Raw genomic sequence first — 12083 nt, 5'->3', positions numbered from 1 at the left:
AATTTGCTCAAAACAGTTTCTCATTATCTTAATGTGCGAAAATTAAAGTTTTGGATTGGATATTAAGTGAATTGGGGTTTGGTTAAAAACTGTTTTTGTATTCACCGTTTTTGTACTTCAAAGTTTCCGTAGTTGTAACTGTTTTAACACTTTTTTCTGTGCCGTCTTCCATTACCGTTGTGGTAATTGTGTCCGTTATTGATAAATCGTAAAATTCTGATAGCGAGTTAATAATTGGACTAATAGTTTTCTCGTGCTCTATATATTCTCCACTACTCATTCCATCAGTTTCTCCATTGAGTTGAGAAATTGAGAAATCCTTAAGTACCCTCTCTAATGTAGCTCCGTTTCGAACGAATAAAGAAAGTTCTGTTGACTCATATGGATTTACCCTGCTGCTGCCATAATAATCAATTACTATTCCTACGGTTTCATAATTTTGTGAGATGATATAAGGCTGGTAGAGGACTTCGATCTTATTTAACCTAATAGCGTCACTATACCATGATTCCTTTTCGAAGAAACGAGATTTTATCTCGGCATTTGTGCGGTTGACTATCAAAACATGTGCGTTAATAGAAATATACCCTTCCTCTTTTTCTAAGACTTCAGGAATCAGAATAATGGACTCGGAATCTGAAATGGGCTTTTCGATGATGAAATCCGTTAGGCATGCCTCTTTCTCTATTTTCAAAATAGTTAAAACCTTATCAACTAGGTTTTGGGAACTTTCTTGAGCATAGGAAGTTAAATTAAAACTGAGTAGTAATATGAGAGTCCAATTCTTCATATGAGGTTATGGGTGTGTTTAGTCACACTCTAAGTTTTTATTTCAGATCTAATTCTTAAAAGTGATTACCTAAGATAGTCGTTTTCCAAATGTCCTTTTTAGAATGTTCTTAGATTCACTTTTAAGTTGCCAAAAACTCTCGAAATAACCAATTGAATTGTTTGCTAAGCACAATTTTCACTTCATTTAGTAAAGAGTAATTTCACTGAATGAAGTGAAACTGCTTTGATTTAAATAAATGTGGCCGTCAGAAAGAAACAAGGAATACCCCATCTGTCAATTGAAATTGAAGAAGGGGATTAAAAGTCAATGAATTCTTATGAGTTATGCTACCAAGCCACAGAGCCGTAATTATCCTTCTTCTCAGGTGGAGAAGAAATACTTTTGGTTTTATCTTGGCTAGAAGAACGAGAAGGGGATGAAGTATTGAGCTCTGGAATTTCTATTTCCTTGCCTACGTTCACTTTTCCGTTCAGTTCGGCACCTTTTTCTATTGAGATTTCTTTGGCGTAGATTTTACCAAAAATTTTGGCACTTTTTGTAACATGTAAAAAGCCCTTACACATTACATCTCCATTCACAAAGCCTTCAACAGTAATATCAATACCTCTAAGGTTCCCACCAATTTCACCATTAATACCAATGATGATTTTTTCATCAGAGAGCAAATCTCCGGTAATATTACCATCTACGCGTATACTCTGACTAGACTTTAAGTTTCCAGTTATAATAGAACCTTGCTTAATTTGAGTGATATGCGTAGATGGAGTAATAGCAGCCATTTATAATGCTTTATTAATATTCAGAAGGAATTGAAGTTTCAGATACGGTATTGTTGTCGTCAAAAATTGAAACGACTGTTGTTGCATTTCCAATATCTAAACCTACTGCAGTGCTTTTTACACCACCATTGAGCTGTGCAGAGTTGATGCAATAGCCACGGCTCGCCAAAGATTGTGGCTCATGAGCGATTTCAAGGTCAAGTACATCACGGAATTCTTCTTTAAAACAATCTACAAGCGCGGTGTATATAGCACCACCCCCAGCTAAATACATAATCTGACTTGCCATAAAGTCATTATCATTAAATGCTTTGCGCATGGCTGGTGATATTACATCCTCGTAATATTGCTTCAGCACTCTATCGCGCATGCTTCTGATGTCAATTCTTTTTCTGTTCAAGAAAATCACTCCTTTTTGGAAAGCAGCATCAATCTGATGTTCTGTTTTCAATTCTAAGTAGTGCTCCTTGGCTAATTCTTTCTCAAGCAAGTTTATAGCGTAACGAAGGCCGTAAGTTGAAAGTGAAGTTCTTTGTACAATTCCGCCCTCAGTGCTCAAAAGTCCTTCGAGTGTTCCGTAACCCAAACTCATTACAAAGAAGTTGCCTTGTGCTTTTGTAATGCCTTTTCTCAAAGCAATCGTACAGCCAATAACTTCAGGTATTACCTGTGCTCCAGCTACTTCAACTTGAACATTCTTTTTAATGCCACCCCCGTAGGTTGCCGCATCATATTCAACAGTATGTTGCCCATCAATAAGTTGCGTGGCCTTTTCTTTATTCAATTGAAAAGTTGAAAAGGGAAATCCTGTGGTGATTGTAATTGGGTTGCCTAACTTTTGGTTGGCAATAAGTAGTGCTGCCTTCAATAGAATTTGGTAATCCAATTCATCTGGAGCACTGTTGATATTTTTATGTGGGGAAACTCCTTCAGTTAAGGCTAGGTTGCCTATCACATAACCTTCACCATTATGAAAAATTTTCAGTCCATTGATCAGGTCAGGTGATACGTTTTTGAGGTCAGTATTATTTCCTTCAAAGACACTTGGGAAAGTATAGGTTTTGAACATAGTTAATGATTTGGTATGCAAATATTTTAGAGCGGTTTGAACGAAAGACAATAATACGATTTAATCGCTTTTTTTTGGCTGTATCATTGAAAAATCGCTGGAATTTCTGAAAAAGTTTTCGATTTAAAAACTGAAAATCTGCTATCGGTTAATTACTATCGCAATTTTTGTGTTGTTTTCATTCACAGCCATTCGGGTGATTCCTGAAAGCCCCATAGAACTCAAGTCTGTAACCTCCTTCCAGTCCTTATCATATTTCGGATTGAAGGTCAGTATTTTAGAGTCCACACTGGTTACGTAAGTGCCTTCGTTTGTAATCGTCCAATCACTAGAATTATCAGGTTTTTTTACGGTTACATCAAACCTTGCAGTTTTTGAGTTTAAACGGTAAATGTTTTTATCACCATTCTCTTCAGTTCTTTCAAAGGCAAAGTCGGCTGAACCCGGTATAAGTTTTATAGTTCTGCCTATGTTGTCAGTAATTTTTTTTTCGCCAGGTTGTCGGGCATCGGCCATCAATAAAGTTATGGGTGTACCTAAAATAAACATGGCTACATTAGAGCCGCTCCATGCATGATAGCCAACAGGAGCAATGTCTTCAAATACAAGTTGCGGAGCTTTTTTTGTGTTTAAATGGAACAACCAAAGCCTTTGCGTACCATCTTCTTCAACCCTTACCGCTGCAAACGACTCGAAGCCCGGAACCATTGCGGCAGAGTATTCGCTTTCTTTAGAGTTGGTCAGGTTGGTTTTCTTCCCTTCAAGTAAGTCTAACATAATAATGTCTGTTTGACCATTCTCGTAGGCAGTGTAGAGCATATAATCTTCCCCATAAAAATAAGGTTGATTGTCGTAGCCCTTTCGTTCTGTTACGTTCTTACCTTTTTCAATCGATACATTTCCCTTTTTTTCTTTCAGGTCGAAAACAAAGATTTCTGTGTCGGGAGGTGGTGTTTGTGCAAAGCTTGTGAAGGCTAAAAAACTAAAAGCCATGCAAAACAGAAGTTGTTTTTTCATAAAGAGAGTACAAAGTGTTTATCGAAAATATTAAAGTTTAACGACAACGAAAAATTTAATTGAAGCTTTGAAGGTGGTTTTACATTAAAGGAATATACTATACGGTAATAGAATTGTCTGTATGGACATGTATGCAATTAATAGATTGTAGTCGCTTATGTTAATTTAGAATCAGTCTAGTTTATTAAAACTATTGAAAGTCAGTGTTTTGTTATCTATAAAATAAGCCATTTGTAAAAACTTCTTTGGCGAAAGGCCTTCGTTACAGTTGAATTCCTTAAATTTTAAGCTGAAATCAACCGTACCTTATGCAAGTTATAGAATCCTCAAAAGTTTATGATGTTGTCATTGTCGGCTCAGGAGCCGGTGGGGGAATGGCAACTAAGATATTGTCAGAGGCGGGTTTTGATGTAGCAGTACTCGAAGCCGGTCCATTTTTTGACCCCGCACAAGACGAATATAGAACCCAATTGCGTTGGCCTTGGGAATCTCCTAGACGCGGTGCTAGCTCCGACCGAAGGTCTTTTGGTGATTATGATGCCGCCTATGGAGGCTGGAATTTGGCCGGAGAACCTTATACCGAAGCGCCAGGAACTCGTTTTGCTTGGTTCCGTTCCAGAATGTTGGGCGGAAGAACTAACCACTGGGGTAGAATTTCGCTTCGTTTTGGGCCTTTAGACTTTAAGCGAAAAAGCGTTGATGGCCTTGGCGACAACTGGCCGATTGGCTATGATGATGTAAAACCTTATTACGATAAGGTGGACAAACTCATTGGCGTTTTCGGTAGTAAAGAAAATATTCACAACGAACCAGACGGCTTCTTTTTGCCTCCGCCAAAACCAAGGCTTCACGAGCTATACTATATTAATGGAGCCAGAAAAGCAGGTATTCCTGTAATTCCTTCAAGGCTTTCAATTCTTACTAAACGAATTAATAACCAACGAGGAAGTTGTTTTTATTGTGGTCAGTGTAACCGTGCTTGCTCAGCTTATGCCGATTTCTCTTCCGGAACTTGCTTGATTTTTCCAGCCCAAAAGAATGGAGGAAAAATTGAATTATTTACCAATTCTATGGTGCGCGAAGTAACCACAGATAAGGAAGGAAAAGCCACAGGTGTAAACTATGTAAATAAGCTTGATAGAAAGGAATATCACCTAAAAGCCAAAGTGGTAGTAATGGCGGCTTCGGCTTGTTCTTCGGCTCGAATTTTACTGAACTCAAAAAGCAGTGTTCACCAAGATGGCTTAGGCAACAGCAGTGGTTTGGTAGGTAGATACCTGCACGACTCTACTGGAGCTAGTCGTTCTGTATTCCTTCCAAAACTGATGGATCGTAAGATTTATAATGAAGATGGAGTAGGTGGAATGCATGTTTACACGCCTTGGTGGCTAAATGATAAGAAATTAGATTTCCCTAGAGGCTACCATATTGAGGTTTGGGGCGGAATGGGAATGCCAAGTTATGGCTTCGGTTTCAACCCAAATAATTTGAATAAGATAATGGGGGGCGAAGTAGGTGGTTATGGAGAATCACTTAGGGCTGATGTTAAGAAGTACTATGGTGCTGTATTGGGAGTGTCAGGTCGAGGAGAGAGCATTCCGCAACGCAATAATTACTGCGAGATTGATAATAATGTAGTTGATGAGTGGGGAATTCCTGTACTCAAGTTCAACTATCAATGGACAGAGCATGAAGTGAATCAAGCCAAACACATGCAAGATACTTTCGAGCAAATTTTAGATGCTACAGGAGGTATTTTGTTAGGCGATAAGCCTGGAAAAGACCGAAATTATGGATTAACCGCTCCTGGCGAAATTATTCACGAAGTGGGTACTACCAGAATGGGTAACGACAAAAAAGAGTCGGTGACCAATAAATACAATCAGCTTCATGATTGCCCGAATGTATTTGTTATGGATGCAGGCCCGTTTGTGTCGCAAGCCGATAAAAACCCAACTTGGACCATATTGGCCTTGGCTTGGAGAGCATCAGATTATTTAGTTGAACAAGTAAAACAAAGAAATATTTAAGTCATGGATAGACGCGAATCATTAAAATCTTTATTGGTCGGTTCTGTAGCAGGTGGCCTGCTCGTGACTGGTTGTGCGCCAGAAAGCACAGTTGAAACACCTGAAAAGCCGCAACTTCCAGGTTATGGAAGAAATGAAGCAGAAAAGGAGCACGATGCCAAAGTGCTTTCAGAAACATTCTTCACCGAACATGAATTAGAAACCATTGCGGTATTGTGCGATATCATTCTTCCTGCAAATGCAGAATTTGGGTCGGCAAGCGATGCAGGTGTTCCTGAGTTTATTGAATTTATTGCCAAGGATATGCCGAATAACCAATTGCCTATTCGTGGTGGTTTGGCTTGGCTTGATTCTCATTCCAATAAATTATATGGAATGGAATTCAAAAAACTGAATGATGAACAACACAAAGCCATTTGCGATAGCATTGCTTATCCGGGCAAAACGGCTCCTGAGTTAAAGCATGGTGAAAGGTTCTTTACCAACATGAGAAACCTTACTATGACGGGTTACTTTACTTCCGAAATGGGTGTGAAGGACCTAGGTTATAAAGGGAATATGCCGGGTGTTTGGGATGGTATTCCAGAAGATGTACTGGAACAACAAGGCTTGGCTTATGAAGAAGAATGGCTGGCAAAATGTGTTGATCAATCAAAACGAATGGATATTGCTACTTGGGACGATGACGGCAATTTACTGACATGATGAAAAAAACTATATTTTTTATTTTAGGAATGGCCTTTCTAACCCTAGGGTGTACCGAACAAGTGGCCAAGCAAGTAGATGCCAATGAGTTTGAGACATTAATGGCTGATGACGCTACGGTGCAGGTTATTGATGTTAGAACACCAGATGAATACGCTCAAGGTTTTATTAAAAATTCGACTTTGATCAACTTTAATAACCCTAGTTTTAAAACACAGCTAGAAGGTTTGGACAAGAATAAAGCTGTGGCGGTGTATTGCCATTCAGGAGCTAGAAGTAATCAAGCCTTTGAAATTATGAAGGAAATGGGTTTTAAGAAAATCTATGAACTTGAAGGAGGTATTGTTGCTTGGCAAGCTGGAGGTAAACAAATCCAAAGATAAATCAATCAGAAAGCCCGAAAGGGCTTTTTTCTTTTGTAGCCCGCTCTAAGTTTTCAATCGCTTATTTAAACTTTCAATACTTTTCCCGAACAAGTCAGGGCTGCAAATGGTATGTTTGTATAAAGCTTAATTTCAACTATGTTATTTGTACTTTCTCCTGCCAAAACCCTCGATTTCGAAACCCCATGTAATGCCGAAAAATCTTATCCTCGTTTTCAGAAAGAAACGTTGGAATTGATTGGTGTATTGAAAAAGAAAACGCCTGAGGAGATTCAAGAATTGATGGATATCAGTGAGAATTTGGCAGAACTGAATGTGGACCGTTATAACAAATTCAGGAAATCTAAAGACCCAAAAGTAGCCAAACAAGCAGTGTATGCTTTTAAAGGTGACGTCTATGTTGGCTTAGAAGCCGAAGAATTTTCGAATGAAGATATTCTGTATGCTCAAAATCATTTACGCATTCTTTCTGGCCTTTATGGTTTGCTTAGACCACTTGATTTGATTCAACCATATCGTTTGGAAATGGGTACTCGTTTGGCTTTTGATGATTATACCACATTGTATAATTATTGGGCAGACACCATTGCCAATCAGGTCAATCGTGATTTGAAAAAGCAAGGCGATAAAGTACTCATCAATTTGGCTTCGCAAGAGTATTTCAAAGCCATCGACAGGCCAGCACTCAAAGCCAAGGTGATTAACGTTGAGTTTAAGGATTTTAAAAATGGGCAGTACAAAATCATTTCCTTCTTTGCCAAAAAGGCTAGGGGTTTAATGGCGCAGTACATTATTAAGAATAGAATTAACGAAGTAGAGCTATTAAAAGGCTTTGATTACGAAGGTTACTATTTTGATGAAGCTGGTTCTGACGAAAGTAACTTGCTGTTTAAAAGAGATTAGTTTTAAGAAATTGTGAAAGACCCAAAAACCATAGCCTCACGAGATTTTTTGCCTGAACTTCAGTTTCAGACTTCGCGCAGCTCTGGGCCAGGTGGTCAAAATGTAAATAAGCTTGAAACACGAGTAACCTTGCGCTTCAATGTTGAAAGTTCCAATGTTTTTTCAGAAGAGGAAAAGGAGACTTTACTTAAGAAGTGGGAAAAACAATTGACCAATGAAGGTGACTTACTGATCAGTTCCGAAGCACATAGAACCCAGTTGCGGAACAAAGATGAAGTAATTGCTAAGTTTAGAAAGGCGGTGGAGCAGGTCTTTACCAAACCCAAACCTCGTAAGAAAACAAAGCCTTCTAAAGGAGCAATTGAAAAACGGCTAACAAGCAAAAAGAGTCATTCCGAAAAAAAGGAAATGCGAAAGCCACCTAAATATTAAAAAAGGCCTCGAATTATCGAGGCCTTTCAGTTTTTATAGATTCAGAAGGTTAATTATTCACCTCCTTTTCTATTTGGGTTTCTTGGGCTTGGCCACTCCATTGGCTGACCGTTTCTTGGGTTAACAGGCAACACACTTTTATCTCTTGGGAAGAATTTATCATCCTCAGAAGCCATGTATGTCATGATAGCCGTAAGAATAGCATTGTTTCTTACATCTTCGAATACGATTTTATCATAAGTATCCTTGTTGGTGTGCCAAGTGTAAGCGCCATAATCCCAGCTAGTAGAGCTTAAGCTAAAACCTGGAGCACCAGCAGCTACAAAAGAAGCGTAGTCAGAACCACCTCCTCCAGGAGAACCAGGGAAGTTAGTATCAATTTCTCTTCTGATAGCACTTGGAACAGGAGCTAACCATCTGTTGATAAACTCATAAGCGTGAAGGAAACCTTGTCCGCTAATGTTTACTACTCTACCTGTACCGTTGTCTTGGTTGAAAAGGGCTTGTAAGCCTTTAATTACTTCTGGGTGATCTTGAACAAAAGCAGAAGAACCATTTAATCCTTGCTCTTCACTACCCCAGTGTCCTACAAGGATAGTTCTCTTTGGGTTAGGATAAACCTTCTTCAAGATTCTCATGGCTTCCATCATAACTAAAGTACCAGTACCGTTATCAGTAGCACCAGTTCCGCCATCCCAAGAATCGAAGTGTGCAGAAAGCACAACATATTCATTAGGCAGCTCAGAACCTTTAATTTCAGCTATTGTATTGAAGGTTGGCATCATGCCCAGGTCTTTTGCAGTAGTTTTTACAGTGATTTTTGGAGCGTCACCATATTCAGTCATTCTGAAAAGTGTTCCATAATCCTCTAACCCTATATCGATAGTAGGGATTTTTTTAGTTGAGGCACCAAAAATTTTGTTAGCACCAAAACCTCTTGACCAGTTAGAAATCAAAATACCAGCCGCACCAGCTTCTTCTAAAGCAGCAGGTAAACTACGTGAGGTTAAACCTGTGTTTCTAACTCTTTGAGACCATGCTCTAGATAGCTCGGCTCTGTCTTTTCTCATGTTTTCAACAGAAAGTTCAGTACCGTTTTTCTCCCAGTTATAGTCTGGGCGACCTGTAGGCTGCGCCATGTCGATCATTACGAATTTTCCTTTGATGCCTTTTAACCAAGTTTGAAATTCAGCTTCGTTAGCTACATCAGGAATAACTACAACCTCACCTGTTACATCTTTACCATTAGTAGAAGGGCTCCATGCCAATTGCATAGCCTCTAATGTTTTTACACGAGGAGAAATCATATCTACGTGAGTAATTCCACGTTCCCAACCTTTCCATTCACCCCATTTTTCGTTGCGGGCATCAATACCCCAAGTTTTGTAAGTTTCGACAGCCCAGTCGTTGGCTGAATTCATTTGTGGAGTACCTACCAAACGGGGTCCATTTTTATCAAGTAACTCATAAGCCAATCTCTCCAATTGAGAGTTATCATTGGCTTCGGCTACGATTTTGTCTACAATAGCTTTCGTGTCTTGAGCATAGGTATTGATACTCAGGCAGAACGCTAAAATCATAAATAATTTAAGTGCTTTTTTCATCTTTATTAATTTGGATTGTGGTCTAAGATATCAATCTAAATTAAACTCAGGTTTACCGATGGTGTAAAGATTGAAACGTGAATGTTGTCAAAGCAACTTTAGCTGAGGGTTACATAGAGCTATGAAATAGCTATTTTAATCAGCTTTGAAGTAAATGGCTGTAGCCAACCAAACCGTTTAAAACGAAAATAATCTACTCCTAATTGTATTGGGAAAACGAAATTTTATACACAAAAAATATTTAGTCAATTCTGAAATTTTCATTCCAACGGAAATCAAAATATGTGCGTCAAAGGGGCATAAACAACATGTTACACATATTTAAACAAATGAAAATGATCAACAAAAAGAGCAGCGTATTGAAATTGATTTCATTCGCTTTATTACTTACAGTATTGTTTAGTGTTAGCGCTTGTAAAGACGATGACGACCCAGCGCCAAGTGTGGCTACACCAACTGTTAATGCAGCCACTGAAATTGCAGCCACTACTTTTAAGGTGAGCTGGACGGAGGTTACGGGAGCCGATAAGTATTTACTAGATGTTTCTAAAGAAGCGCACTTTGGCACAAAGGTTACTGGTTTCGACAAAAAGGAAATCTCTACAACAAGTGCTACAGTTACTGGTTTGACTGCCAAAACCAAATACTATTACAGAGTGTATGCTAAAAAAGGAACAGTCACTTCAACCCCATCAACGGTTAAAAGTGCTACAACAATTGAATAGGCAAAACCCTAAGCTCAACTTTAAATTTTCCAATAGGAGACTGCTGTAAAAGGCAGTCTCTTTTTTGTTCTATAGGCCTGCTCGGGCTTATTTTAAAGTTTTAAATTTCTCTTGTACCACTTCCTGTACTGGTCGGTTTTCAATTTTACTCTTGAGCCAAGAAAGAATATCTAAATAAAGGAAAGGACGCCTTTCATAAAGGTTATTGTTCAGTATCTCCAGTCTATCATAAAGTAACTGAAATTCATGTTTCAGTTGGTCTGGTTTAATTTTCCCTGTTTTTCTTAAGAAGTTGAAAATCTCTCTTTGAACTGCCTGTTGGTCGTTCATTTTTCCAATAAACTGGAAAGTAGACTTGATTTGATACTCCAAATGAAAATCTTGCCCATCCTCAAAATGAGCAATCAGGTTAAGGATTCTAGCAAAACAATGAATGTCTTCTCTTAGGCTAATATCTTTAAAGTAGATAATCTTATTGAGGTAGAAAATTGCCTTTCGGTTATTTCCTGAACCAAAGTAAAGCGTGGCTATTTTATAATAAAAGAGCAATACACGCTCCGGATCGATCTTGTCTTCATATTCACTCAGTTTTTTCAAAAGCTTTGGCACCATGTGCGTTCCTTCCTCAAAATTACCTTCCATAAAGGCTTTGTTGATTTTTGAAACCCACATAAATTTAAAAATCAAAACCTCGGTATTTAGGTCTTTTACTATCTCTTTGTTTTTCGAAAGTTCCTCTACTTCGTTCAATACTTCGCAAAAAACAGAATAATACTGAAGCTGGAATAAGGCAGTGAGCAAATTGCTATAACTCTTGATAAACAATACGGGCTGTTTGGTGGCCATGTCTTGGTTTTGCTTGAACAAATCAACCAGAGCCTTGGCATGTTTATAGGAGTTAGGGAAATTCTGAACAATGTTATTATACCAAATCTGACATTGGTGAAAATACATTTGCTCGTAGAAACTAAGGTTAGAAATATCCAGAGCAGGAAAATTGGCCTTAAAGTAGGTTGTTACTTCAATAAAATCGTCCTCATTTTTAGCATAACCTTTTTGAAGGAAAAGGCTGTAAAGGTTGAGTGTTAAATTGGACAATTGGTGGGTAGAAACTAGTAGATCGGAAGTCTCATTTACCTCATTAGTTAATTGCTCTGCACGGGTTTCAATACTTCTAGTAATGTACTGCGACTCGATCATTTTTTCGAACTCCAATATTTCTAAAACCAATGCATGGTGTTTTGTGTCTTTGGCTTGATTTTTCGCTTTGTCGAGTAGTTTTAAGGCTTGTTTGTAAAAGCCTTTGTTGTATAAAAGTTTAGCATGATCTAGACTTTCGCGCAACTGCATATCTACATGATGCCCAATATGGAATTGCTTTAAACTTGCTAGAATTTGCTTAAAAAGGTTTGCCTTTTGGTTAGACAGTTGTTCCTTTTTAATACTCTTTACTTTGTCTAAAATCAGCTTGTCATCGTAGAGCTTGATGCTATCCATTACATCGAAAAGCTTGACAAACTTCACACCTTCTGAATTTCCACTACGGTTGACGAACATCCTAAAATGTCGCTTCTCTGATTTTGTTAGCGATTTTATCAGCTCAAATAATGAATCCTGCTTAGGGTTAGCCATTGTATTTTATT

General features: G+C 38.3%; 12 protein-coding genes. 6 read left to right on the top strand and 6 right to left on the bottom strand.

Annotated elements, in window-relative coordinates:
- Positions 1-82: 82 nt before the first annotated feature.
- From MB14_RS13615 to MB14_RS13600, 4 genes are all read right to left on the bottom strand, one after another.
- On the bottom strand, positions 83-694 hold the full coding sequence (locus MB14_RS13615; RefSeq protein WP_132643980.1) for a PA3715 family protein: 612 nt from the start codon (positions 692-694) through the stop codon (positions 83-85).
- Between the two features lie 425 nt (positions 695-1119).
- Positions 1120-1572 (bottom strand): bactofilin family protein, encoded by a 453-nt coding sequence (locus MB14_RS13610; RefSeq protein WP_062592457.1) that lies wholly within the window; start codon positions 1570-1572, stop codon positions 1120-1122.
- Positions 1573-1585: 13 nt separating this feature from the next.
- Positions 1586-2641: a ParM/StbA family protein gene (locus MB14_RS13605; RefSeq protein WP_062592455.1), complete on the bottom strand. Its 1056-nt coding sequence runs from the start codon at positions 2639-2641 to the stop codon at positions 1586-1588.
- Between the two features lie 141 nt (positions 2642-2782).
- Entirely contained in the window at positions 2783-3658 is an 876-nt protein-coding gene (locus MB14_RS13600) for a TolB-like translocation protein (protein ID WP_132643981.1), read from the bottom strand.
- 308 nt (positions 3659-3966) lie between these two features.
- Between MB14_RS13600 and MB14_RS13595 the strand changes: the two genes are divergently transcribed.
- The 5 genes from MB14_RS13595 (at position 3967) to arfB (ending at position 8111) form a co-directional block, all read left to right on the top strand.
- Entirely contained in the window at positions 3967-5688 is a 1722-nt protein-coding gene (locus tag MB14_RS13595; protein WP_053224117.1) for a GMC family oxidoreductase, read from the top strand.
- A 3-nt stretch (positions 5689-5691) separates the two neighbouring features.
- The gene (locus tag MB14_RS13590) at positions 5692-6393 is read left to right on the top strand and encodes a gluconate 2-dehydrogenase subunit 3 family protein (RefSeq protein ID WP_062592451.1); all 702 of its coding nucleotides are present in this window, start codon (positions 5692-5694) and stop codon (positions 6391-6393) included.
- Positions 6390-6776 carry a rhodanese-like domain-containing protein gene (locus tag MB14_RS13585; protein ID WP_062592449.1) on the top strand — a complete coding sequence of 129 codons (387 nt, stop codon included), beginning with the start codon at positions 6390-6392 and terminating at the stop codon, positions 6774-6776. The genes MB14_RS13590 and MB14_RS13585 overlap by 4 nt, the downstream gene beginning before the upstream one ends.
- Before the next feature lie 138 nt (positions 6777-6914).
- On the top strand, positions 6915-7679 hold the full coding sequence (yaaA, locus tag MB14_RS13580) for a peroxide stress protein YaaA (RefSeq protein ID WP_062592446.1): 765 nt from the start codon (positions 6915-6917) through the stop codon (positions 7677-7679).
- 12 nt (positions 7680-7691) lie between these two features.
- Entirely contained in the window at positions 7692-8111 is a 420-nt protein-coding gene (gene arfB, locus MB14_RS13575) for an alternative ribosome rescue aminoacyl-tRNA hydrolase ArfB (RefSeq protein ID WP_246032568.1), read from the top strand.
- Positions 8112-8164: 53 nt separating this feature from the next.
- Here the strand turns inward: arfB and MB14_RS13570 are convergent, their stop codons facing one another.
- Entirely contained in the window at positions 8165-9715 is a 1551-nt protein-coding gene (locus MB14_RS13570) for a M20/M25/M40 family metallo-hydrolase (protein ID WP_062592444.1), read from the bottom strand.
- 335 nt (positions 9716-10050) lie between these two features.
- Here MB14_RS13570 and MB14_RS13565 point away from each other — a divergent pair, with 335 nt between their 5' ends.
- Entirely contained in the window at positions 10051-10440 is a 390-nt protein-coding gene (locus MB14_RS13565) for a fibronectin type III domain-containing protein (protein ID WP_157716593.1), read from the top strand.
- An 87-nt stretch (positions 10441-10527) separates the two neighbouring features.
- On the opposite strand, the gene MB14_RS13560 is transcribed toward MB14_RS13565, so the two are convergent.
- A complete protein-coding gene (locus tag MB14_RS13560; protein ID WP_062592441.1) occupies positions 10528-12072 on the bottom strand; it encodes a hypothetical protein in 1545 nt (514 codons plus the stop codon).
- Positions 12073-12083: the final 11 nt, after the last annotated feature.

The sequence above is a fragment of the Roseivirga ehrenbergii genome (assembly GCF_001593005.1).
Classification (GTDB): domain Bacteria; phylum Bacteroidota; class Bacteroidia; order Cytophagales; family Cyclobacteriaceae; genus Roseivirga; species Roseivirga ehrenbergii.
Note: the sequence above shows the minus strand (reverse complement) of the source record. Positions and strands in the feature narration are given on the sequence as shown.

Bases quoted from the DNA above. Each gene is read 5' to 3' on its own strand.
- MB14_RS13610 (WP_062592457.1), bottom strand. From the start codon at position 1,572: ATGGCTGCTATTACTCCATCTACGCATATCACTCAAATTAAGCAAGGT.
- MB14_RS13605 (WP_062592455.1), bottom strand. From the start codon at position 2,641: ATGTTCAAAACCTATACTTTCCCAAGTGTCTTTGAAGGAAATAATACT.
- MB14_RS13590 (WP_062592451.1), top strand. From the start codon at position 5,692: ATGGATAGACGCGAATCATTAAAATCTTTATTGGTCGGTTCTGTAGCA.
- MB14_RS13565 (WP_157716593.1), top strand. From the start codon at position 10,051: ATGATCAACAAAAAGAGCAGCGTATTGAAATTGATTTCATTCGCTTTA.
- MB14_RS13600 (WP_132643981.1), bottom strand. From the start codon at position 3,658: ATGAAAAAACAACTTCTGTTTTGCATGGCTTTTAGTTTTTTAGCCTTC.
- MB14_RS13595 (WP_053224117.1), top strand. From the start codon at position 3,967: ATGCAAGTTATAGAATCCTCAAAAGTTTATGATGTTGTCATTGTCGGC.
- MB14_RS13560 (WP_062592441.1), bottom strand. From the start codon at position 12,072: ATGGCTAACCCTAAGCAGGATTCATTATTTGAGCTGATAAAATCGCTA.
- yaaA (WP_062592446.1), top strand. From the start codon at position 6,915: ATGTTATTTGTACTTTCTCCTGCCAAAACCCTCGATTTCGAAACCCCA.
- MB14_RS13585 (WP_062592449.1), top strand. From the start codon at position 6,390: ATGATGAAAAAAACTATATTTTTTATTTTAGGAATGGCCTTTCTAACC.
- MB14_RS13570 (WP_062592444.1), bottom strand. From the start codon at position 9,715: ATGAAAAAAGCACTTAAATTATTTATGATTTTAGCGTTCTGCCTGAGT.